Annotated in this window: 23 protein-coding genes; 11 read left to right on the forward strand and 12 right to left on the reverse strand. The window is 64.1% G+C overall.

From position 1 onward, the window contains the following. The first annotated feature begins 113 nt into the window (after nucleotides 1–113). The 8 genes from B9Z03_RS25175 to B9Z03_RS25210 all read left to right on the forward strand — a co-directional run bounded on the left by B9Z03_RS25175 (nucleotide 114) and on the right by B9Z03_RS25210 (nucleotide 8,430). Nucleotides 114–1,232, forward strand: coding sequence for a CaiB/BaiF CoA transferase family protein (locus B9Z03_RS25175; RefSeq protein ID WP_085466746.1), 1,119 nt, complete (start codon nucleotides 114–116; stop codon nucleotides 1,230–1,232). Further along, nucleotides 1,229–2,374: an acyl-CoA dehydrogenase family protein gene (locus B9Z03_RS25180; RefSeq protein ID WP_085466747.1), complete on the forward strand. Its 1,146-nt coding sequence runs from the start codon at nucleotides 1,229–1,231 to the stop codon at nucleotides 2,372–2,374. Before B9Z03_RS25175 ends, B9Z03_RS25180 begins: the two co-directional genes overlap by 4 nt. A 188-nt stretch (nucleotides 2,375–2,562) precedes the next feature. After that, the gene (locus B9Z03_RS25185) at nucleotides 2,563–3,753 is read left to right on the forward strand and encodes an ABC transporter substrate-binding protein (RefSeq protein ID WP_085466748.1); all 1,191 of its coding nucleotides are present in this window, start codon (nucleotides 2,563–2,565) and stop codon (nucleotides 3,751–3,753) included. Between the two features lie 72 nt (nucleotides 3,754–3,825). Then, complete coding sequence (locus B9Z03_RS25190) at nucleotides 3,826–5,016, forward strand: ABC transporter substrate-binding protein (RefSeq protein ID WP_085466749.1); 1,191 nt, start codon at nucleotides 3,826–3,828, stop codon at nucleotides 5,014–5,016. Between the two features lie 95 nt (nucleotides 5,017–5,111). Beyond that, nucleotides 5,112–5,864 (forward strand): ABC transporter ATP-binding protein, encoded by a 753-nt coding sequence (locus tag B9Z03_RS25195; protein WP_085466750.1) that lies wholly within the window; start codon nucleotides 5,112–5,114, stop codon nucleotides 5,862–5,864. Next, on the forward strand, nucleotides 5,857–6,549 hold the full coding sequence (locus B9Z03_RS25200; protein WP_085466751.1) for an ABC transporter ATP-binding protein: 693 nt from the start codon (nucleotides 5,857–5,859) through the stop codon (nucleotides 6,547–6,549). The genes B9Z03_RS25195 and B9Z03_RS25200 overlap by 8 nt, the downstream gene beginning before the upstream one ends. Before the next feature lie 16 nt (nucleotides 6,550–6,565). Further along, the gene (locus tag B9Z03_RS25205) at nucleotides 6,566–7,435 is read left to right on the forward strand and encodes a branched-chain amino acid ABC transporter permease (RefSeq protein ID WP_085466752.1); all 870 of its coding nucleotides are present in this window, start codon (nucleotides 6,566–6,568) and stop codon (nucleotides 7,433–7,435) included. Further along, complete coding sequence (locus B9Z03_RS25210) at nucleotides 7,432–8,430, forward strand: branched-chain amino acid ABC transporter permease (RefSeq protein WP_085466753.1); 999 nt, start codon at nucleotides 7,432–7,434, stop codon at nucleotides 8,428–8,430. The genes B9Z03_RS25205 and B9Z03_RS25210 overlap by 4 nt, the downstream gene beginning before the upstream one ends. Before the next feature lie 19 nt (nucleotides 8,431–8,449). Here the strand turns inward: B9Z03_RS25210 and B9Z03_RS25215 are convergent, their stop codons facing one another. Together B9Z03_RS25215 and B9Z03_RS25220 are read right to left on the reverse strand one after the other, a co-directional pair. Then, complete coding sequence (locus tag B9Z03_RS25215; protein ID WP_085466754.1) at nucleotides 8,450–8,965, reverse strand: MarR family winged helix-turn-helix transcriptional regulator; 516 nt, start codon at nucleotides 8,963–8,965, stop codon at nucleotides 8,450–8,452. After that, complete coding sequence (locus B9Z03_RS25220) at nucleotides 8,962–9,759, reverse strand: enoyl-CoA hydratase/isomerase family protein (RefSeq protein ID WP_139832390.1); 798 nt, start codon at nucleotides 9,757–9,759, stop codon at nucleotides 8,962–8,964. Before B9Z03_RS25220 ends, B9Z03_RS25215 begins: the two co-directional genes overlap by 4 nt. A 101-nt stretch (nucleotides 9,760–9,860) precedes the next feature. Here B9Z03_RS25220 and B9Z03_RS25225 point away from each other — a divergent pair, with 101 nt between their 5' ends. Then, nucleotides 9,861–10,301: a PaaI family thioesterase gene (locus B9Z03_RS25225; protein ID WP_085466756.1), complete on the forward strand. Its 441-nt coding sequence runs from the start codon at nucleotides 9,861–9,863 to the stop codon at nucleotides 10,299–10,301. A 9-nt stretch (nucleotides 10,302–10,310) separates the two neighbouring features. On the opposite strand, the gene B9Z03_RS25230 is transcribed toward B9Z03_RS25225, so the two are convergent. Then, nucleotides 10,311–11,087, reverse strand: a complete 777-nt coding sequence (locus B9Z03_RS25230) for an enoyl-CoA hydratase/isomerase family protein (RefSeq protein WP_085466757.1) — start codon at nucleotides 11,085–11,087, stop codon at nucleotides 10,311–10,313. Further along, nucleotides 11,084–11,965, reverse strand: a complete 882-nt coding sequence (locus B9Z03_RS25235; protein ID WP_085466758.1) for an SDR family oxidoreductase — start codon at nucleotides 11,963–11,965, stop codon at nucleotides 11,084–11,086. Before B9Z03_RS25235 ends, B9Z03_RS25230 begins: the two co-directional genes overlap by 4 nt. Nucleotides 11,966–12,076: 111 nt before the next feature. Here B9Z03_RS25235 and B9Z03_RS25240 point away from each other — a divergent pair, with 111 nt between their 5' ends. After that, complete coding sequence (locus B9Z03_RS25240; protein ID WP_085466759.1) at nucleotides 12,077–13,393, forward strand: enoyl-CoA hydratase-related protein; 1,317 nt, start codon at nucleotides 12,077–12,079, stop codon at nucleotides 13,391–13,393. Here B9Z03_RS25240 and B9Z03_RS25245 read toward each other — a convergent pair. The 4 genes from B9Z03_RS25245 to B9Z03_RS25260 form a co-directional block, all read right to left on the reverse strand. Then, a complete protein-coding gene (locus tag B9Z03_RS25245; protein ID WP_085466760.1) occupies nucleotides 13,378–14,913 on the reverse strand; it encodes an AMP-binding protein in 1,536 nt (511 codons plus the stop codon). The genes B9Z03_RS25240 and B9Z03_RS25245 overlap by 16 nt on opposite strands. Then, nucleotides 14,913–15,416: a PaaI family thioesterase gene (locus B9Z03_RS25250; RefSeq protein WP_085466761.1), complete on the reverse strand. Its 504-nt coding sequence runs from the start codon at nucleotides 15,414–15,416 to the stop codon at nucleotides 14,913–14,915. The genes B9Z03_RS25245 and B9Z03_RS25250 overlap by 1 nt, the downstream gene beginning before the upstream one ends. A gap of 1 nt (nucleotide 15,417) precedes the next feature. Continuing rightward, nucleotides 15,418–16,563 (reverse strand): acyl-CoA dehydrogenase family protein, encoded by a 1,146-nt coding sequence (locus B9Z03_RS25255; RefSeq protein ID WP_085466762.1) that lies wholly within the window; start codon nucleotides 16,561–16,563, stop codon nucleotides 15,418–15,420. A 74-nt stretch (nucleotides 16,564–16,637) separates the two neighbouring features. Further along, a complete protein-coding gene (locus tag B9Z03_RS25260; protein WP_085466763.1) occupies nucleotides 16,638–17,165 on the reverse strand; it encodes a MarR family winged helix-turn-helix transcriptional regulator in 528 nt (175 codons plus the stop codon). Nucleotides 17,166–17,373: 208 nt separating this feature from the next. Between B9Z03_RS25260 and B9Z03_RS25265 the strand changes: the two genes are divergently transcribed. Then, complete coding sequence (locus tag B9Z03_RS25265) at nucleotides 17,374–18,306, forward strand: 3,5-dioxohexanoate:acetyl-CoA acetone transferase (protein WP_085466764.1); 933 nt, start codon at nucleotides 17,374–17,376, stop codon at nucleotides 18,304–18,306. 28 nt (nucleotides 18,307–18,334) lie between these two features. Here the strand turns inward: B9Z03_RS25265 and B9Z03_RS25270 are convergent, their stop codons facing one another. From B9Z03_RS25270 to B9Z03_RS25285, 4 genes are all read right to left on the reverse strand, one after another. Then, nucleotides 18,335–19,168, reverse strand: coding sequence for a DMT family transporter (locus tag B9Z03_RS25270; protein WP_085466765.1), 834 nt, complete (start codon nucleotides 19,166–19,168; stop codon nucleotides 18,335–18,337). Nucleotides 19,169–19,305: 137 nt separating this feature from the next. Further along, the gene (locus tag B9Z03_RS25275) at nucleotides 19,306–20,466 is read right to left on the reverse strand and encodes an acyl-CoA dehydrogenase family protein (protein WP_085466766.1); all 1,161 of its coding nucleotides are present in this window, start codon (nucleotides 20,464–20,466) and stop codon (nucleotides 19,306–19,308) included. An 86-nt stretch (nucleotides 20,467–20,552) separates the two neighbouring features. Further along, nucleotides 20,553–21,758: an acetyl-CoA hydrolase/transferase C-terminal domain-containing protein gene (locus tag B9Z03_RS25280; protein WP_085466767.1), complete on the reverse strand. Its 1,206-nt coding sequence runs from the start codon at nucleotides 21,756–21,758 to the stop codon at nucleotides 20,553–20,555. After that, nucleotides 21,758–22,546, reverse strand: coding sequence for an enoyl-CoA hydratase-related protein (locus B9Z03_RS25285; RefSeq protein WP_085466768.1), 789 nt, complete (start codon nucleotides 22,544–22,546; stop codon nucleotides 21,758–21,760). Before B9Z03_RS25285 ends, B9Z03_RS25280 begins: the two co-directional genes overlap by 1 nt. Nucleotides 22,547–22,588 lie beyond the last annotated feature (42 nt).

The following is a 22,588-nucleotide window of genomic DNA, read 5'->3' on the forward strand; positions in this document are numbered from 1 at the left end:
CTGCAATCCGTCGGGCTTCGAATGATCAAGGGGCTTTGTGACAGGTCGACCCAACGGGAGAGAGACGCCTGTCATTCGCCGGGCAGCGATGGACGAATTAAGTGGAGAATGCCGTGGCCGGGCCGCTGACCGGAATCAAGATCGTAGAACTGGCGGGGCAAGGACCCGCGCCGTTCGCATGCGCCCTCTTCGCGGACTTCGGCGCCGACGTCGTGCTGATCGACCGGCCACCAGCCTCGGGATGGAAACTCGACGTCCCGCGCAAATACGACTTCTACATGCGCAACAAGCGCTCCGTTGCCCTCGACCTGAAGTCTGCCAAGGGCATGGCCACGGCCAAGGCGATGATCGCAAAGGCCGACGTGCTGGTCGAAGGCTACAGGCCCGGCGTCGTCGAGCGGCTGGGTCTCGGCCCCGACGTGTGCCTCGATCTCAACCCGCGCCTCGTCTACGGCCGGATGACCGGTTGGGGCCAGGACGGGCCGATGGCGCAGGAAGCCGGACACGACATCAACTATCTCGCCCTTACCGGGGCGCTGCACGCATTGGGTCAGGCGGGATCTCCGCCTCCGCCGCCGCTCAACCTCGTCGCTGATCTCGGTGGCGGCGGGATGTTCCTTGTTGCCGGCATCCTGATGGCGCTTCACGCCGCCAGGGATGCGGGCAAGGGCCAAGTGGTCGACTGCGCAATGCTCGACGGCGTCGCGCAGCTGATGTCCGCCTTCCAGGCCTTCCGCCAGCAGGGCACCTGGACCGACAGGCGCCAGGACAATATCGTCGACGGCGGCGCACCGTACTACGGCACCTATGAGACCAGTGACGGCCACTGGGTTGCAGTGGGCGCGCTCGAGCCGCAGTTCTATGCCGCGCTCGTCTCCTGCCTGGGCCTCGACCGGGCGCAACTTCCCGATCGCAGCGACCGCCGCAACTGGCCGGCGATGCGGAAGCAGTTCGCTGAGATATTCGCGAGGAAGACGCGAGCCGAATGGATCGAGGTCATGCGCGGCAAGGACGCGTGCTTCTCGCCCGTCCTGTCGATCGACGAGACATGGAACGAACCTCAGATGGTTGCGCGTCAGACCTTCGTCGACATGGCGGGCCTGAAATATCCGGCGCCGGCGCCGCGCCTCTCGCTGACGCCGGGCGAACTGCGCCGTCCCGCGCCGGAGCCGGGCGCCGACACTGAGACCGTGCTCGCGGACTGGGGCATCAAGAACGGGGTTGCCGCGTGATCTTCACCGAGGACCAGTTCGCCTTGAAGGAAGCCGCCGACCGCTTCGCGCGCGAAGTGCTGCTGCCGGGCTACCAGAAGCGCGAAAACCAGCCCTTCGACCGCGACCTCGCGCGCGAGATGGGGTCGCTCGGCTTCATCGGCACGGATCTTCCCGAGGAGCTGGGCGGCCTCGGCCAGACCTCTATCACCACCGGCCTGGTCGCGGAGGCTCTCGCCTATGGCGACTTCAACATGGCCGCGCTGCCGGTGAACGTCTCGCTCAACGCGGCCGTGCTCTTGCAGCATGCGACGAAGGACATCGCGGAAGAGTGGGTGCCGAAGATGATCGCCGGCGAGAAGCTGATGGCGATCTGCCTGACCGAACCGCGCGGCGGGTCGGACGCGGCGCGCATCGAGCTGAGGGCGCGCAAGCGCGGCGGCGACTATGTGCTGACCGGCGAGAAGACATCGATCACCTTCGCCGACAGCGCCGACATCTTCCTGGTGTTCGCCCGCACCGGCAGCCCTGAAGACGGCGCAAAGGGCGTTTCGGCCTTCTTCATTCCAGAAGGCACGCCCGGCATCGCGCGGCTGAAGTTCAACGACATTGGCCACCGCGTCGTCGGCCGCGGCTCGCTGTTCTTCGAGGATGTCGTCATACCCGAGACATACAGGCTGGGCCCGGAAGGAACGGGCTTCACTCAAGTGATGCATGGCTTCGATTATTCCCGGGCGCTGATCGCGCTGGAATGCATCGGCGCAGCGCGAGCCTCGCTCGACGAGGCCTGGGCCTATTCGAAGGACCGCCAGGCCTTCGGCCGGCCGATCGGCCAGTTCCAGGGGGTGAGCTTCCCGCTGGCCGAGGGGGAGTCGATCATCGAGGCCGTTCGCCAGCTCGCCTACCATACGCTGCAACTGCGCGAAGCTGGCCTGCCGCACACCGCCGAGGCGGCGATGTGCAAGTGGATGGGGCCGAAGCACGCGATGGAGGTGATCCACAGCTGCCTGCTGACCATGGGCCACTATGGCTACACCTTCGACCTGCCGCACCAGCAGCGCATGCGCGACGTGATGGGATTGCAGATCGGCGACGGCACCGCGGGCGTGATGAAGCAGATCATCGCACGCCAGAAAATCGGCCGCGCCGCTGTCCCCTACTGAAGACCGGTTGTTCAACGACTGAACAATGATACGCTAACGAATTTTGTGTTGGCGCATCTATAAAGATACGCTACTGTATGATCAGCTTCCAGACGGTGTTCCGCACATCGAGACACGTCTAGCCGCGCTTCAGGCAGGCCGGACGGGTGAAGCTGGTGAAGTATCCTTAGTGAAAGGGAGGAAGCACTATGGCATTCGGGAAATTCAAGACAGCAGCCCTATCGGGCGTAGCGATGGTCGCAATGGCCTTGCCCGCGCTCGCGGACGTGAACATCCTTTACCTGTCGGACATGTCGGGTCCGACCTCTGTGCTGACCGGCGAGTCCAGCCAGCGCGCCATCGAAATGGCGATCGCCGATTTCGGCGGCGAGGTGAACGGCGAGAAGATCGTGCTCTCGGTGGCCGATCACCTGTCGAAGCCTGACGTCGGCCTTGGCATCGCGCGCGAATGGGTGGACGGCAACAAGGTCGACCTGCTGTTCAGCGTCGACCAGTCTGCCGTGGCGCTCGCCGTCTCCGACCTCGTGCGCGACAAGAACGTCGCATACCTCCACGGCGCATCCTCGACCGCGCTGACCAACGAGAAATGCGGTCCCAACCAGGTCCAGATGCTGATGGACAGCTACGGGCTTTCGCGCGCCATCACGATCCCGCTTGTCGAGGCGGGCCGCAAGAAGTGGTACTACATCACGGTCGACTACGCCTTCGGCCAGGACCTCCAGGCCAAGGGCGAGGATGCGATCAAGGAGGCCGGTGGCGAGTTTGTCGGCGCATCCAAGCATTCGCCACAGACCACCGACTTCTCCGCCTTCCTGCTGGAGGCGCAGGCCAAGGGTGCCGAGACGATCGGCCTTGCGACCTTCGGTGCATGGCAGGTCGCCATCGCCAAGCAGGCGCAGGAATTCGGCCTCAGCATCCCGCTTGCACCGTATTTCCTAGGCGACACGGACATCAAGGCGGCCGGACTGGAGAGCTTCCAGAACGTGCAGAGCGCGATCCAGTTCTACTGGGATCAGAACGACAAGACCCGCGAGTTCGCCAAGCGCTATCAGGAGCGCTACAGCCGCCCGCCGACCTTCACGAACGCCATGCACTACGAGTTCATCACACATTACCTGAATGCGATGAAAGCGGTGGGCAAGAAGGACGCTACCGCGGTCGTCCAGAAGATGCGCGAGACGCCGATCCAGATGATCAACGGCGACACAGCCTCGATCCGCGAGGACGGCCGGACGCTGCGGCCGATGTACTCCTACACCACCAAGACCCCAGAGGAGAGCAAGGGGGATTGGGACTTCATGAAGATCACCGGCAAGATCGAGGCGGACAAGCTCGCTCCGCCGCTGTCGGAGAGCAAGTGCCCGCTGGTGAAGAAATAAGCGCAGCACCGACGTCGGGCCGGCTTGCCGGCCCGACGGAGCAGCGGCAATAACCTGTGTTGGAGGAGCACAATGACATTTATCAGACTGAAACTTGCGATGCTGGCGGGGGTCGCGTCACTCGCGGCCCCGTGGCCGGCATTTGCCGACGTGAACATTCTTTACCTGTCGGACATGTCCGGTCCGACCTCGGTGCTGACCGGAGAATCCAGCCAGCGCGCCATCGAGATGGCCATCGATGATTTCGGCGGCGAAGTGAATGGCGAGAAGATCGTGCTCCACGTGGCCGATCACTTGTCCAAGCCCGACGTCGCGCTCGGCATCGCCCGCGAGTTCGTGGACAAGGGCGACCTGAACCTCCTGTTCAGCGTCGACCATTCTGCGGCCGCGCAGGCGGTGTCCGACCTCGTCCGTGACAAGAACCTGACCTTCATCGCAAGCGCCGCGGCCATGCCGATGATCAACGAGAAGTGCGGCCCCCGGCAGGTCCAGATGCTGATGGACAGCTACGGCCTGTCCCGCGCCATCACCGTCCCGCTCGTCGAGGCGGGGTTGAAGAAGTGGTACTACATCACCGTCGACTACGCTTTCGGGCAGGATCTTCAGGCCTTCGGCGAAAGCGCGCTCGCGGAATCGGGTGGTGAGCTCGTGGGTTCTGCCAAGCATTCGCCGCAGACCACCGACTTCTCAGCCTTCCTGCTCGAAGCCCAGGCGAAGGGCGCGGATGCGATCGGCCTCGCCACTTTCGGTGCGTGGCAGATCGCCATCGCCAAGCAGGCGCAGGAGTTCGGGATCACCATACCCCTCGCGCCCTATCTTCTCGGCGACACCGATATCAAGGCGGCGGGCCTGGAGAGTTTCCAGAACGTCTCCGGCGCGATCCAGTTCTACTGGGACCAGAACGACAAGACCCGCGAGTTCGCCAAGCGCTTTCAGGAGCGCTACAGCCGGCCCCCGACGTTCACCAACGCGATGGCCTACGAGATGATCACGCATTATCTCAAGGCAGCCGACGAGGCCGGCAACGACGACGCGACCGAAATCGTCAAAAAGATGCGCGAGGCGCCGATCCAGATGATCAACGGCGACACCGCGAGCATCCGCGAGGACGGCCGCACCATGCGGCCGATGTATTCCTTCGTCACCAAGACTCCTCAGGAGAGTAAGGGCGACTGGGACTATCTGAAGATCACCGGCAAGATCGACGCGGACAAGATCGCTCCGCCTCTTTCGGGCAGCAAATGCCCGTTGGTGAAGAGCTGAACTGAGACCCGGGGAGCGCGTTCGAGCGCTTCCCGGACATCCCGCCGTCCTTACGAACCTGGACGGCACGAGTTGCGAAGACCGAGGAGGAACGGTTGACGGACGCGGTACTCAGGGTTCGAGGCATCACGAAGAGTTTCGGCGCCTTCAAGGCGGTGGACGGTGTTGACCTCGACATCGCCGAAGGCGAGATACACGCCCTCATCGGCCCAAATGGCGCGGGCAAGACGACCTGTTTCAACCTGCTGACGGGCAGCCTGCCGCTGACGTCCGGCGAAATCAGCTTGCGCGGAAACGCGATCTCCGGCCTGCCGATGGACGAGATCGCGCGCCGCGGCATCGTGCGGTCCTATCAGATCTCTTCGATCTTTCCCGACTTCACTGCGCTGGCCAATGTGCGCTTCGCCCTTCAGCAGAAGCGCGGCACGAATTTCGATTTCTGGCGCTCGGAACGAACCCTCGAGCAGTTGCACGGACGCGCCATGGACCTGCTCGATCAGCTCGGGCTTGTCGAGTGGGCGAATGTGCGCGCCGGCGATCTTCCCTACGGACGCAAGCGGGCGCTGGAGATCGCCACCACTCTGGCGCTCGATCCGCAGATCCTCCTTCTCGACGAGCCGACTTCCGGCATGGGACGCGAGGACATCGGCCGCGTCGTGGACCTGATCCGCAAGGTGGCGAAGGGACGAACCGTGATCATGGTGGAGCACAACCTCTCGGTCGTCGAAGGGCTTTGCAATCACGTCACCGTGCTTGCGCGCGGCCGCGTGATCGCCTCCGGCAACTACAGAGAGGTCGCCCGCAACGAAAAGGTCGTCGAGGCCTATCTCGGAGCAGCCCATGCTTGAGATCCGCAGCCTCAATGCTTGGTATGGCGAAAGCCACGTGCTGCACGGCGTCGACATGGACATCCCGGCCGGCAAGGTCGTGTCGCTGCTCGGCCGCAACGGCGCCGGCAAGACGACCACGATGCGCGCCATCATGGGCCTGATGGGGAAGACGCAGGGCGCGATCAACTACGGTGGCGTCAACCTTTTGAAGCTTCGCCCCGACCAGATCGCGCGCAAGGGCATCGCCATTTGTCCCGAGGACCGGGGCATCTTCCCATCGCTGACGGTGTCGGAGAACCTTTTCCTGCCGCCGATCGTCGCCCAGGGCGGCATGGACATCGAACGCATCTACGCGCTTTTCCCAAACATCAAGGAGCGGGCGTCGAGCCGGGGCACACAGCTGTCCGGAGGCGAGCAACAGATGCTGGCGATCGCCCGCATCCTGCGCACCGGCGCCCGCCTGCTGCTGCTCGACGAGCCGACGGAAGGCCTCGCCCCCGTCATCGTGCAGCAGATCGCGCGCACGATCCGCGAGATCAAGCAGCTCGGTTACACGATCATCCTGGTCGAGCAGAACGCCCACTTCGTCGAGGGGTTGGCCGACATCCACTACCTGATGGAAAACGGGGCGATCATCGATCGTCTTGAAGGGGCCGAGTTCGCGACGAACATCGGCCGCGTCGACAAGCTGCTGGCGGTATAGGGGAGCTCGGTCTGACATGGACATCAACCTGATCCTCACGCAGATGACGCTGGGCCTGGTCAACGGGGTCTTCTACGCGATCCTGTCGCTCGGCCTCGCGATCATCTTCGGCCTGCTCGGCGTCATCAACTTCGCGCATGGCGTGTTCTTCATGCTCGGCGCCTTCATCGCCTATGCGCTCGGTCAGTGGCTGGGTATCGGCTACTGGGGAGCGATCGTCATCGCTCCGCTCATCGTCGGCATGATCGGTCTGGTGGTGGAGGTGACGCTCGTGCGGCATCTCTATCGGCTCGACCACCTCTACGGCCTCCTGCTCACACTTGGCCTGGCGCTCTTCGTCGAGGGTTTCATCCGCATCACCTTCGGCCCCCAGGGCCTGCCCTACTCCGTACCTCCCAGCCTGCGCGGCGCCGTCAATCTCGGCTACATGCTGCTGCCGACCTATCGCGCCTGGGTCGTCGTCGCCGGCATAGTCTTGTGTCTCGCGACCTGGTTCGTGATCGAATGGACGCCCCTCGGCGCCAAGCTGCGCGCCGCGACCGACAATCCGGCGCTGGTGCAGGCGTTCGGGATCAACGTTCCCGTGATGCTGACGCTGACATACGGAGCCGGCGTCGCGCTGGCGGCCGTCGGCGGCGTCATGGCGGCGCCGATCCTCTCCGTCGATCCGTCGATGGGCACCAGCATCGTCATCGTCGTCTTCGCGGTCGTGGTGATCGGCGGCATGGGATCGATCTTCGGCTCCATCGTCACCGGCCTCGGCCTCGGCCTGCTCGAAGGCCTGACGAAGGCGGTGTTCCCGCAAGCGTCGTCGACCGTCATCTTCGTGGCGATGGTCATCATCCTCGTGCTGCGTCCGCGCGGCCTGTTCGGGAAAACGGCATGACCATCGCGCAGACACCCTCCTTGAAAGGAGTCGTCACCGTGGACGACGGCCAATCCAACACCTTCCTGGGCTTCACCCGGGCGCGGGCGATTTTCTTCCTGCTGTTTGCAGGTTTCGTGGCCATCTCGCCGCTGTTCCTCTATCCGATCTTCCTGATGAAGGTGTATTGCTTCATCATCTTCGCCTGCGCCTACAATCTGTTGCTCGGCTATACGGGCCTGATGAGCTTCGGCCATGCGGCCTTCTTCGGCATGGGCGCCTATCTCTGCGGCTATGCCGCGACGCAGTGGGGCCTGCCGTTCGAGCTGTCCGTGCTCACCGGCACCGTCTTCGCCGGCGGGCTCGGCCTGGTCTTCGGCTGGATCGCGATCCGCCGCACCGGTCTCTATTTCGCAATGATCACGCTGGCGCTCGCGCAGATGGTCTACTTCATCGCCATGCAGGCGCCCTTCACCGGTGGCGAGAACGGTATCCAGTCGATTCCGCGCGGCACCGTGCTCGGCGTCCTCGACCTGTCGTCGAACACCGCGCTCTACTGGTTCATGGCCGCGGTCGTGCTGGCGATGCTGGCCTTCTACAACCGCATCATTCACTCCCCCTTCGGCCAGGTGCTCCGCGCCATCCGTAACAATCCCGAACGCACCAAATCGCTCGGCTACAATGTCGACCGGTTCAAGCTGGCCGCGTTCACGATCTCGGCGGCTATGGCGGGCTTCGCCGCCTCGCTCAAGACGGTGGTGTTCGGCATCGCGACCCTGACAGACGTATCGACTGTCATCTCCACGGAGGTCGTGCTGATCAATCTCGTGGGCGGCATCGGCACGATCTTCGGTCCGGTGGTGGGCAGCTACATCATCCTGTCGCTGGAGCACTTCCTGTCGCCCTACGGCCCGTGGGTGCTGCTGATCCAGGGCATCGTCTTCACCCTGTTCGTGCTCCTGTTCCGCCAAGGCGTGGTCGGCGAACTACAAAAGAAGCTGAGGACCCATCTCTAAGGGTCCGCCGGCGGCGGGCTCACCCGCCATCGCTTGCGGGCCAGCTTTCGTAGGGTAGGCTTTCGTCATCCGAAGGCATGAGCAGGTTCCGCTTGATCTGGCCGAGCGTGCCGATCGCGGCCACGACGTCCTCGGCCGCGATTCCCGCCAGAATGCGCTGGTTGAATTCGCGGCTGTTCCTGCGCAGCGTGCGCAGAAGCTCCCGCCCCTTCTGGGTGAGGCAGACCAGCTTGACGCGGCGATCCGACGGCGCCGGCCGTCGTTCGGCGAAGCCGGCAGCCTCCAGCCGGTCGATCAATGCTCCCAAAGCAACCTTTCCAACATCGAGTTGGTCGGCGAGATCCGTCTGCGGCATCCCGTCCTGGCGGGCCAGGAACGCCAGGACCCACCACTGCGATCGGGTGATGCCGGAGGGGGCCAGCCAGCGGTCGAAGATCGTCCGCCGCAGCCGCGACACGTCGTGGATCAGATAGCCGAACCGCAACTCCTCTTCCGAGCGGAGCGGCGTCCGGATCTGGCGCGGTCGCTTGTTCACCTGCCCTTGAACTCCGGCTTGCGGCGCTGGCTGAACGCCGTCAGGCCTTCTCGGGCATCCTCGGTGGAAGCAAGCTGGGCGAGTGCTTGTGCCTCGTGCTCCAGTTGGGCCTCGAGCGGCTCGCTGCGTGCCGAAAGGATCGTGCGTTTGATGGCGCCATAGGCGAGGGTCGGGCCGGCAGCGAGCTTCGCCGCCATTGCGTCGGCCGTCGCGGTCAGCTCGGCGCCCTGCACCACGAAGTCGACGAGACCCGTTGCGAGCGCGTCCTTCGCCTCGAGTACCTCCGAGAGCATCAGGAAGCGCTTGGCGCGGGAGAAGCCCATGCGATTGGTCAGCGACACGGTCGAGCCTGAATCGGCACAGAAGCCGATCATCGAAAAGGCGGCGTTGAACTTCACGCCTTCGGCGGCGATCAGGATGTCCGACATCGCGGCGAGTGAAACCGCGCCGCCGGCCACGTCGCCATGCACAGCGCAGACGACGGGCGCATTCATCCGCTGGAAACGCGTGATCGCCATGTGGACGTCGGCGGTCCAGGACTTCACCACGCGGGGCAGCTGCGACAGGTCCTTGAGGAACGAACGGATGTCGCCGCCAACGGAGAAGAAGCGGCCCTCCGCCGTCAGCAGCACCGCGCGCACGTCGTCGCGGCAGGACAGTTCCACCGACAGGTCGCACATGTCTCTGCAGAAAGGACCGTCGAACGGGTTGCCTCGTTCTGCCTGCGTCAGCGTCACGCGGGCTATACCGCTCTCGATCCGACAGGTCAGGGTCTCCATCGTCAGTTCAGTCACAACGCTCCTCCTCAATTCGTATATTTGTTCATTAACATACTATGTCGTAGCGCATTAATTGCAAGCAGCTATACTCGCCGTTGCGAGACGAAAGGAGAGCAATGATTACCGAGCTGGAAGACGACATGCCGCCGGAGGGCTTCGCGCAGTTGCGCGATCGGGCCGAGGCCGAGATGTTTGCCGGGCCGTTCTACGAACGGCAGATGCCGGACGGCGCCCGGCAGATCGGCTTTCGCGTCACGTCGCGCAAGCTGAACAAGATGGGCATGTGCCATGGCGGCGTGCTGGCATTTTTCGCCGACATCCAGGGCAGCGTGATCAAGCGCAGGCTGAACATCACCGTCGACACACCGACGATCAATCTCGGCATCGACTTCGTGGCACCCGCCCGCGCCGGGGCGTGGGTCTGGTCGCAGCCGGAGCTCGTGCGTCACAGCGGCGGCCTGCTGTTCTTCCAGTCGATGGTGCATGCCGACGACGAGATCTGCATCCGTGTCAGCGGGATCTATCGCCTGCGCCCCGGTGGCTTCAGCGCAGGCTGAGAAGCCGCGTCATCCTTTTGCCGGCTTCGTGAAGCCCCGTTCGGCGGCGCGGCTGGCAAGCCCGCCGGTCCCCAGCATGAAGGTCTGGGTGCGGTTTTCCAGCTCTATGGCGGCCTGCATGCTGCCGGCTTCCAGATTGGCCCACATGCCGCGCTTGGTCATCCATGTGCCCATGCGGCCGTTGTCGGCAATGGCGCGGGCGAGAGCATGCGCTTCCTCGAGCAATTGGTCCGGCGCCATCTGGCGCAGGATTAGGCCGATACGCTCCGCCTCCTCCGCTTCGACCATACGGCCGGTCAGCATCAGTTCGAATGCGCGCGTGGTGCCGATCGCGCGCGGCAGCAGCCAGCTCACGCCGACGTCGCAGCTCGACATGCCAACACGGACGAAGGCGGAGCTGAACCGCACCGCCGTGGAGCCAATGCGCGTGTCGCAGGCGAGAGCGAGGCCAAGCCCGGCACCGGTCGCAGCGCCGTTGACGGCCGCGATCGTTGGCTGCGGTATCCCGCGGACGCGGGTGACGAGAGCGCCAAAGCGCTCCTGCCGGCTGGCCCAGAAGCGTTCGTCACCGCCGCCATCCTCCGCCGCCAGGGAGAGGTCGAAGCCGGCGCAGAAGCCGCGGCCCGCGCCGGAGATGACGACCACCCGTGCACTGGATCGGGCGATGTCGTCCAGAACGGCGAAGAACTCGTCGATCATTGCATCCGAGAGTGCGTTCAGCTTCTCGGGCCGATTGAGAAGGATTGTCGCGACGTCGTCGGCCGTGTCGACCGTGACCGCGCTCATCGACCCTGCTTCTCCTTCTGCTGAGAGGCCTTGATCGCCTCGCGGGCGTTGACCCAGTCCTGATCACTCATATTGGACAGTTCGGCGAAGGTGGAATGTGCGGTCAGGCGATGGCCGCCGTCGATCGGAATCGTCGCGCCGTTCACATAGGAACACTCGTCCAGCATCAGGAAGATCAGGATGTTGCGCAGTTCGTCCATCTGCCCGAAGCGGCGGAGCGGTACCGTTTCGGACTGGGTGGCGCCGACCGACGAACCGGGGATAGGGTTGAGCTTCTCCCAGGCGTTCTCGGTCGGAAACGGCCCCGGCGCGACCGCGTTCAGGCGGATGCCCTTCGGTCCCCATTCGGCCGCGAGAGACATGGTCATCGCGTGGACGGCCGTCTTCGCCATCGCGCAGGGCACCACGTAGGCGGAGCCCGACCAGACCCATGTAACGAGGTTCGAGACGACCGAGCCCTTGATCCCTCCCGCGATCCAGCGTTTGCCGCAGGAATGGGTGGCGTAGAAGCTGCCGTCCATCACGGTCGAGCGCACGGCATCATAGGCGCGATGGGAGATCGACTCGGTCGGCGCGATGAAGTTCGCGCCGGCATTGTTGACGAGTCCGGTGAGCGGTCCTCCCGTCCAGAGATCGGCGATCATCGCGTCTACCGCCTCGGCGTCGCGGATGTTGACGATCCGGTATTCGGCGGTGCCGCCGCTGCGCGTCTCGATGTCCCGGCACGCCTCTTCGAGAACCTGCTCGCGCCGACCGCAGATGGCGACATGAGCGCCGTGAGCCGCAAATCCGACCGACATCTCCTTGCCGAGGCCGGTGCCACCGCCGGTGACCAGAATACGTTTGCCTTTCAGCACATCGCTGCGGAACGGGCTCATATTTCCTCCATCTTGCTTCTGCGGCGACCATAGCCGACACTTGATTGCATGTCTAACGTATAGTACGCCAGTTTACGAGATTGAGGATCGATCACGAGTGGAGGAACCAGCATGTCCGACCTGCCAAAGATGACGAACTTCCGTACGCGGCGCACGGACGACGGCATCCTCCATCTGATCTTCGACATGCCGGACCGGTCGATGAACGTGTTCTCGAACCAGGCCATCCACGAGATCGAAGCCTTCGCCGACTGGCTGAAGGGTTCCGATGTCTTGGGCGTCGTCATCTCCTCAGGCAAGAGCAACGCCTTTTGCGCCGGTGCCGACCTTACCGAACTGGCTGAGGCCTATGAGATGATCATGGCTGCGCCGAAGGAGAAACGCGACGCCTTGACTGTCGACCATTTCTCGCCGATCGGCCGCGCGTTCCGCAAGCTGGAAACGGCGGACAAGCCGGTCGCGGTCGCTGCGCACGGCCTCGCGCTCGGCGGCGGCTGCGAATTGTTTCTCGCCTGTCACTATCGTGTCCTGACGGACGCCAAAGAAACCCAGATCGGCCTGCCGGAATCGCTGGTCGGCCTGCTGCCGGGCGGCGGCGGCACGCAACGCCTGCCGCGTTTCACCGGCGTGGAACAATCACTCGGCGTGCTGCTCGAAGGTGCGCGCTTCGATGCGCAGCGCGCGGTTGCGCTTGGTGCCGCGAGCCAAGCGGTTCCGCCCGGTCAGGAGACCGCGGCTGCCGAGGCCTGGGTTCGCTCCAAACCTGATCCGCGTCAGCCCTGGGACCGGCCCGATTGGCGGCAGCCGACGAAGGACAAGGTACTGTCCGTCACCCGCCCGGTGCGCGAGAAAATTCTGCGCCAGACCGGCGGCCACTATCCCGCCGAGCCGGCGATCCTCGACTGCATCGACCGTGGCTTGCCAGCGACGATGGACGAAGGCATCGCAGCGGAGGTGGATGTGTTCAAGGATCTCGTGCAGCGCATCGAGCCGCGCAACATGATCGCGGTCAAGTTCCTCGGCCGGGTCGAATACGACAAGCGCCGCCGCAAGGACGCCCTGCCGACCGGGCTAGATGCGTTCGCGGCGGAGGTGAAGGCTGCCATGCAGGCGAAGGCCGGGCAGCTCGGCGCAACCGGCGCCGCGGCGCTTTCCTTTGCCGGCATTGACGGCGCTGCGCCTGGCGATTTCGAGGCAGCGCGGGAGATCGCGCGGCGGATGCCGCAATGGTTCGAGGCGCCGTCCTCAGATGTCGAGAAGGCCGCGTTCGCGATCCTTGCGGCTGCAGCGCAGGTGGCTTCCAGACACAAGGGAACCTTCGCGCCCGAGGATTGCAACCTGGTGGACTTGCACTGCCAGCAGGCGGCGGGCTTTCCCGCCTATCTAGGCGGCCCCTTCACCTTCCTCGCCCGCTATGGCTCGGAATAGCCGGCGCCGCGGGGCAACAGGTCGCGCAGCCTGCGGCGCAGGAGCTTGCCCGTCGGGCTGACGGGCAGCGCATCGACGAGATGGATTTCGCGCGGCCGCTTGATACGGCCGAGGGTCCGTTCGATGTGTTCCTGCAGGCGCGGCAGGACATCGCCCTCGCCTGCCCGCGGTACAACGAAGGCCACCGGCCGCTCTTCGAAATGCGGATCCGGAACGCCGACCACGCCGCATTCGGCGACAAAGTCCGCAGCCTCGATGGCAGCCTCGATCTCCTGCGGATAGACGTTCACGCCGCCGGAGATGATCATGTCGTCGAGGCGATCGGACAGGTAGAGGAAACCCTCCTCGTCGACATGACCGATGTCGCCAAAGCTCTGCCAGCCCTGTCTCGACGTACGCGTCGCAGTCTTTTCGGGCTCACCGTGGTACTGGAATTGCGGCAGGCCGGAGAAGAACACCCGGCCCGTCTCCTCTGCGCCCAACTCTTGATCATCCTCGCCGAGAATGTGCAGTTCGCCCTTGCTGGCCCTGCCGACCGAGCCCGGCCGTTGCATCCATTCCGCGCTGTCGATGAGCGTGAGGCCCACGCCCTCGGAGCCGGAGTAGTATTCCTGCAGGATCGGCCCCCACCAGTCGATCATCGCCCGCTTGAGGGCAACGCTGCAGGGTGCAGCGCCATGGACCGCCCGGCGGTGCGTTTTTCCACCAAAGGCGGTCCGCGCCGCGTTGGGCAGTTCGAGAAGGCGCCGGAACATGGTCGGCACCCATTGCGACAGCGTGAGGCCGTGGTCGTCGATCAGCGCCAGGGCGCGCGTGGCATCGAACTTCCGCATCACGACGGCGAGGCCGCCGGCCGCGATCACTGCGAGCACGAAGCGCAGGGCGGCGGCATGGTAGAGCGGGGCCGTGGACAGGTAACGGGTACCCGCGTCCAAGGCGAAGATCTCGACGAGATCTCGTGCGAACGGCGGCAGCAGACGCGCCTGGTCGTCTCCGGGCAAAGGCCTCACGATGCCCTTTGGCGCACCGGTGGTGCCGGATGAATACATCATCAGGCTGCCAGGACTTTCGTCCGGGCGCGGAGTCGCCGGCTGGCCCGAGAGCAGCGGTTCCCAGTCCTCGATGCCCTGGACCGGAAGCCCGATCGACCGAAAAGCGATATGCGGGAACCGCCGCACGAGCTCCGGCGCCGTTTCAGCATAGTCGCCGTGAACAATGACCAGACGCGCTTCGCAATTGTCGACCAGATACTGTATCTCGGCCGCCGTCAGCGTCGTCGGCAGCGGCGTCAGGTAGACCCCGGACCTGTAAGCGCCCCAGCACAGCGCCACGATGTCCGGAGAGTTGCCGACCAGAACGGCCATGTGGTCGCCGCGCACCAGGCCTTCAGCCCGGAGTGCATGGGCAAAACGGTTGGCCCGAGCCTCGATCTGAGAGAAAGTCTGGCGATCCGATCCGTCGATCAGCAGCGCCGGCCGCTCCGGCTCGCGCAGCGCCCATTCGCGCAGGCCTGGATGCATCAGGAGGCGTCCAGAACCGCGGACAGTACTTCGAGCCCGCCCGGATCATGCGCGCCAGGTACGAAGATACCGCTGGCCGTGAACACTTCGACACCTTCGACCGTGCCGGTGACGCGGCAGAACAGCAACCTGCGTCCACGCCGGGTAAGCTGGACCCGCGCCTCGACCCAGTCGCCCCTGCGGACCGGGCGCAGATATTCGACGGCAAGCGACGCGGTGGGAATCGACGTCTCCGGCAGCTCCGCCGCCAGGCGCAGCGAATAGGCGGAGAAATCCGCGAAGCTCGCGATCATTCCGCCATGGCAGCTGCCATGATTGTTCAGGTGGCGAGGCGAGCATCGGAAGGCCACGACGAGCAGGCCGTTCTCCATGCGGCCATAGAACTGCCCCATCATCAAGTGGAAGCCGATGCGGGGCTTTATGGGCCGGAAACCCGCCGGCGGATCGTCCGGCAGGTCATCGCCGACCAGAGCCGATATCTCGGCGACGCGTCCGTTCGGCATGTCAGAGATTCCTCGAGATCAGTTCCTTCATGATCTCCGACGTGCCGCCGTAGATTCGCTGGACACGGGCGTCGGCGTAGAGGCGGCAAATCTCGTATTCCCGCATGAAGCCGTAGCCACCGTGCATCTGGACGCCCGCATCGACGACGCGGCCCTGCATCTCCGAGCACCAGAGCTTGGCCATGGACGCCTCGTAAGTGCTCAATTCGCTCTTCAGGTGCTTGGCGATGCACTGATCGACGAAGGCCCAGCCGACCGAAAGCTCCGTCTTCAGCTCAGCGAGCCGGTAGCGAGTGTTCTGGAAGTCGGCGACCGACTGGCCGAAAGCCTTGCGCTCACGCACGTAGTCGCGCGTGATGTCGAACGCCTTCTGCGCGGCGGCGATCGAGGTGACGGCGATGATCAGCCGCTCCTGCGGCAGCTCGCTCATCAGCATGCCCATCGCGCGCCCTTCGCCGCCCAGCGTGTTCGCCACGGGCACGCGGACGGAATCGAAGAAGAGTTCCGACGTGTCGGCGCTGATCTGGCCGAGCTTGTCCAGGTTGCGGCCGCGCCGGAACCCCTCGCGGGCGGCCTCCACCACGATCAGGGTCATGTTGCCCGATCCGCGTCCCTCGCCTGTGCGCGTCACGACGATGACGATGTCGGCGTGCTGGCCGTTGGAGATGAAGGTCTTGGCGCCGCTGATCACCCAGTCGTCGCCGTCGCGCACAGCACGGGTGCGCACGCCCTGCAGATCGGAACCGGTGCCGGGCTCGGTCATGGCGATGGCGCAGACCAGGGAACCGTCTACCATTCCGGGCAGCCAGCGCGCCTTCTGCTCGTCGTTCGCCTGGTGGAGCAGGTAGCCGAGACAGACGTCGGAATGGACCGACACGTCGGCGGCAGGCCCCATGAAACCGGAATAAGCAAGCTCTTCCGCGACGACGGTGTGCATGCGGAAGTCTGCGCCGAGGCCGCCGAATTCCTCAGGTACCGTGGGACAGAGGAAGCCGCTCGCGCCTAGCCTGTCCCACAGCGACCGGTCGACGATGCCGGCCTCCTCCCACCTGGGGAAGTCGGGAGCGATCTCCTCGGCGATGAAGCGGCGCAAGCTGCCGCGCAGGCTCTCGTGGTCCTCGTCGTAGATACTGCGCGCCGCCAGCATGAAGCCTCCTCCGAACGATAGCTGATACCACCGCTATCTAATTCGAAAGAGTATCATAAGCTAGAGTATCTATTTTACAATACCGACGCGCGCCGCCCGCGCCCTGCGCTTTCCAGCTCGTCCTCATCATCGAGCGCGTCGAACTCGCCGCCCGAACGCTCCGCCGCGAGCGCCAGGAGATTCACCTTCATGGCGTAGAGCGTGCGTGAGGTCAGCTCGAGATCCTCGCGAGAGATACCCTTGAGAATGCGGGCGTTGAAGCTGTCGTTGATCGGGCCGATTTCCTTGATGAGCTGCCGAGCCTTGTCGGTGAGGAAGACCCGCTTCACACGGCGGTCCTTCTCGTCCGCGCGGCGCTCGACGAAGCCCGCCGACTGGAGACGGTCGATCAACGAGCCGAGCGCCACCTTGCCGACGTCGAGCTCGTTGGCGAGTTGCGTCTGCGGCAGACCATCGTTGCGGGAGATGAAGGCAAGAACCCACCATTGCGAACGTGTGATGCCCAGCGGGGCGAGTTCACGGTCATAGGTGACGCGCCGCAACCTCGACACGTCGTGAATGAGGTAACCGAGTCTGAGGTCCCAAGAGCGCGTGTCGTTCATAGACTTCTCCAGCAGTACGGCCAATTAGTAAGGAATCGACCTCGTTAGCTATCATATCTTTTAGCTGATTCAATGTATGCCGCCATATCTTCCAACGTCGAACACGTCGAAAACTCCCTATGGGCCTTCCGCGCCGCTCAATCCTTTACAAGTATGATACGGTGACATATCGTATGGTATATTATTTTTATCGCAGGCGGAGGACTCCATGCGCAAATCCAAGAAGGTCATCGTCAGCTGTGCGGTGACGGGCTCGATCCACACGCCGACGATGTCGCCGCACCTGCCAGTGACTGCCGACCAGATCGCCAGCGAAGCGATTGCCGCGGCGGAGGCCGGCGCCGCGATTCTCCATTTGCATGCCCGCAATCCCAAGGACGGTTCACCGAGCCAGGAGCCTGAGCATTTCAAGCTCTTCCTGCCGCGCATCAAGCAGAACTGCGATGCCGTGGTGAACATCACGACGGGTGGCGGGCTCGGAATGACTCTCGATCAGCGTCTCGCCGCCGCGATGTGGGCGAAGCCCGAGGTCGCGTCGATGAACATGGGCAGCCTCAACTTCAACATTTCCGGGGCGGCTTCCAAGATCACGGACTTCAAGGAGGAATGGGAGCGGCCCTATCTGGAGCGCACCAAGGACTTCATCCTCTCCAACACATTTACCCAGATCGAGCGCGGCATCACCGAACTCTCGGCCAACGGTACACGCTTCGAGTTCGAGTGCTACGACATCGGCCACCTCTACAATCTCGCGCATTTCGCGGACCGTGGCATGGTCAAGGCGCCGTTCTTCATCCAGGGCGTGTTCGGCATCCTCGGCGGCATCGCGCCCGAGGTCGAACATCTGATGCATATGCGCGACACCGCCGACCGGCTCTTCGGCGACAACTACTACTTCTCCTGCCTCGGGGCGGGGCGCCATCAGATGCCGCTGGCCACCGTGAACGCGATAAAGGGCGGGCATGTGCGCGTCGGCCTGGAGGACTCGATCTATATCGGCAAGGGCGAGCTGGCGAAGTCAAACGCCGACCAGGTGGCAAAGATCGTGCGCATCCTCAAGGAGCTGTCGCTCGAACCGGCGACGCCCCAGGAAGCGCGCGAAATGCTCGGTCTCAAGGGCGCGGACAATGTCGGGTTCTGAGCGATCCTGACGCCTACCGCGAGACCGCTCAGCGCGGCGCGCGGGTTTCGTGATAAAGGGAATAGATGCCCGATCCGATGACGATCGCGGTGCCGATCAGCGTCCACATGTCCGGCAGCTGGGCGAAGATGAGAAAGCCCCAGATCGTTGCCCATATCATCAGCGTATATTGAAGCGGCGAGAGCACGACCGCCTCGCCCAGATCCAGCGCCCGCATGATCGACAGTTCGCCGCAACCTGCGATGATGGCGATGCCGACCATCATCAGGAACTGCGTCAGGTCGAGCGGATTTTTCCAGATGAAGGGAAGCGGCAGGCTGAGCAGGAGTGCTGCGGTCAAAGCGGTATAGGCGATGGTCGTGACCAAGGGGTCGGTGCCGCTGACGCGGCGCGAGATGATCTGCCGGATGCCGAATGCTAGGCCTGACAGGATGACGAGAAAAATCGCCGGGTGAAAGGCATTGAACCCCGGGCGAATGATGATCATCGTCCCGGCGAAGCCGAGAGCGACCGCTATCCACCGCTTCAATCCCACGGTCTCTCCCAGTACCAGTCCTGCCAGGACGATGACGATGAACGGAGCGATGAAACTTACGGCGGTCGCGTCGGCAAGGGGCACATAGGTGATTGCGAACAGGAACGACGTGGCGGCCACCACGACCGTCAGCCCGCGGCCGAACTGAAGGAAGGGGTGGCGGCTGCGCAGGATCCGTGGGCCCTTCCAGGCCAGCAGCACCACAACGCCGCTCAGCAGGCCGAGCTGCCTGAGCCAGGCGATCTGCAGCGGATTGACCGTTTCCGAAAGTACCTTCGCCAGCATGTCGGAGGTACTGTAGAAAAAGAAGCCGGCAAGCATGAACATGACCGCTCGTGCCGTTTCCTTCGATGTCGGCTTGCGCCTGTAAGGCGCTGCAGCCTCCCCTCCACTTCCGTCCAAATGCGGGCCCTCGAAAAAGAAGGCGGCGCATACGCGCCGCCTTTGCGCCTGGGAGGACGCGGTTATATTCGTGTTCTGGCGTCCTGCGCCATCTGCCTTGCGATGATCAGCTTCATGATCTCGATCGAGCCGCCGGCGATCTTGGTGATGCGCGCATCCGCATAGGCCCGCGCGATCGGCATCTCCCACATGTAACCCCAGCCGCCAAACAGCTGCAGGCACTCGTCCGCCGCCCGGCAGTGCAGCTCCGTCGTCAGCATCTTGGCCACCGCGGCGTCCACCGGGTCCAGACGCCCCTCCATGAACAGCTCGATGCACTTGTCCGTCAGGACCCGCGCCGATACCGCCTGCGCCTTCAGTTCCGCCAGCTTGAACTGCGTGTTCTGCTGGTCGAACAGCGACTTGCCGAACGCCTGCCGGTTCATCGTGTAGTCGACCGTCCACTCGATCACCGTCTCCGCAACCGTCGCCGAACGGATCGCCTGCGCCAGGCGCTCCTGCGACAGCTTCGTCATCATCAGCGCGAAGCCCTTGCCTTCCTCGCCCAGCATGTTTTCCGGCGGCAACCGCATATTGTCGAAGAACAGCTCCGAGGTGTCCTGCGCATGCATGCCGAGCTTCTCGAGGTTCTTGCCGCGCCGGAAGCCCGGACGGTCGCCTTCTACCAGGAACAGCGTCACGCCCTTGGCGCCCGCCTCCGAATCCGTCTTCGTCGCCAGCACCAGCACGTCGCACAGCTGGCCGTTCGAAATGAATACCTTCTGCCCGTTGATCAGGAACTCGTTGCCGTCGCGGACGGCCTTCGTTCGGATCGCCTTCAGGTCAGAGCCGGCATGCGGCTCCGTCATGCCCAGCGAGCCGATCCACTCCCCCGACACCATCTTGGGCAGGAACTTCTTCTTCTGCGCCTCGCTACCGAACGACAGGATGTAGGTCGCAACCAGATCGGTGTGGATCAGGAACCCCGGACCCGACGCACCCGCACGCCACAGCTCCTCGAACACGACCACGTCGAACAGGTAGTCGAGCCCAAGCCCGCCATACTCCTCCGGCACCGTGCAGCACAGCATGCCCTGCGCGCCCGCCTTCAGCCACAGCTCGCGCGGAACGATGCCGTCCTTCTCCCACTGCGCATGATACGGCACGATCTCCTTCTCGACGAAGCGGCGGACGCTCTGCCGGAACATCTCGTGTTCCTCGCGGAACAGGTTGCGCTCGATCATGCGGAAGGCTCTCGTTGGTATGCTACCTTACTTTTATCAGCAACCAATTAAGTAAGCAACCATACAGTTTGCAGGCGGACAGAACGTTACGGCAAACGTTCGAGCGCCGCGCGATGCGATGGGTCCGCGATACCGATCAACGCCGTTCGGCGGGCGTCGTGCGAAAGCCCCCGCAGATCCGCCACGCCATGCTCCGTCACCACGACGTCTATGTCGAACCGGCCGAGCGAGACCGGTCCCGTGGCATTACGCGTAGAGACGATGCGCGAAACGGATCCTTTCGCGGCAGTCGATGGAAGGACCACGATCCTCAGACCACCCACCCCTCTCGCGCCGGCTGCGAAGTCCGAGGCGCCGCCCGGGCCGGATATATAGCCAGCCGGCGTCGCTTCGGAATGCGCCTGGCCTGCAAGGTCGACCTCGATAGCTGAGTTGATCGTTACCAGCCGCTCGATGCCGGCCAGTGTCGCGATGTCGTGAGTGAAGGAAGGTGACTGGAAGCTGAACTCGGGCTCGGTGACCGCATCGTAGAGCGCGCGCGTGCCGATCGCGACGCCGGCGGTGATCGGGTTCGTCTTCCTCAACGCGCCGGCGCGCAGCAGGTGCAGCGTCGAATCGCCAATCAGGCCCGAATGGACCGCTAGATCGCGCTTTCCGGTCAGGCCGCGCAGCGCGGCCTCCGGCGCGCGTCCGAGCCCAGCCTGGATCGTCGCGCCGTCCGGAACGATCGACGCCACATGCGCGGCCAGGCGCATCGAGACCTCATCATTGCCTGGATCCGATTCTGGCAGCGCCTGCGGCGCCTCAATGACAGCCGTGAAACGTTCGAACGGAATTCCCGGCGTCCCGGAAGTTGCCGGCATGTCCGGGTTGAGGTGACCGACCAGCACGGGAATACGCTCCCAGAGATCGGCGATGAAATCGGTGACGGGGCCGAAGTTGCAGCGGCCATCCCCGTCCGGCGGCGTGCACATGACGAGCGCGGCCTGAGGCGGATTGGCCGACAGCCAGGCACGGATGTCGCGATAGGACAGCGGTAGAAAGTCGACGCGGTCGCTGTCGGCAAACTCCGGCAGCATGAAGAAGGTCGTGACCCGCGCGCCAGTGTCGAGCAGGTAGGAAGGCCGGTTCAGCCCCGCCACGAATATGCTGGTGAAGGTGAGATCAGGGCGGGAGAGGCCGGCAAGCCCCTCCCGGAAAATCTGCGATTCCGCCGAGCAGGCAGAAATCCAGCAAAGCGCGCCGTCCGGGAGGAAACGCCCTATGTCCGACGGCGAGATTGTCTGCGGCATCAGTCGACGTATTTGTGGAAGTCGGGCTTGCGCTTCTCGTTGAAGGCGTTGACGCCTTCCTTCGACTCGTCGGTCGCGTAGTAGAGCTTCACCGCATGCAGGGCGAGATTGCTGATGCCGCGGATCTGGTCGCTGTCGGCATTGAACGAGCGCTTCAGGAAGGCGAGCGCCGTAGGCGAGCGTTCGCCGAGCGTCTCGGTCCACTTGGTGACGGCATCATCGAGTTCCGCCTGTGGCACGACCTTGTTGACCAGCCCCATCTCCAGCGCCTGCTGCGCGGTGTAGGTCTCGTTGAGGTACCAGATCTCGCGAGCCTTCTTCTCGCCGACGACGCGCGCCAGCAGCGCCGTACCCCAGCCGGCATCAAACGAGCCGACCTTGGGGCCGACCTGGCCCATCTTCGCCGTGTCGGCGGCGATCGCGAGATCGCACAGCGTGACCAGCACGTTGCCGCCACCGATCGCAAAGCCGTTGACGCGGGCGATGATCGGCTTCGGCACGTCACGGATGAGGCCCTGCAGCTCGTCGATCGGCAGGCCGACGACACCGCGGCCGTCGTAGTTGCCTTCATGTGCAGATTGGTCGCCGCCGGTGCAGAAGGCCTTGTCGCCCGCGCCGGTGAGCACGATGGAGGAAACGTTCTTGTCGTTCCATGCAAGGTGAAGGCCCTTGATCAGGTCCTCCAGCGTCTGGCCGCGGAATGCGTTGTAGACCTTCGGCCGGTTGATCGTGAGCCAGGCCGCGCGGCCTTTGACTTCGTAGAGGATATCCGAAAATTCATGTGCCATAGGTTGCTTCCGTTCCGGCGGCTTGGCGCCTCAAGCTGTTCC

This window comes from Mesorhizobium australicum, assembly GCF_900177325.1.
In the GTDB taxonomy this organism is placed as follows: Bacteria; Pseudomonadota; Alphaproteobacteria; order Rhizobiales; family Rhizobiaceae; genus Mesorhizobium_A; species Mesorhizobium_A australicum_A.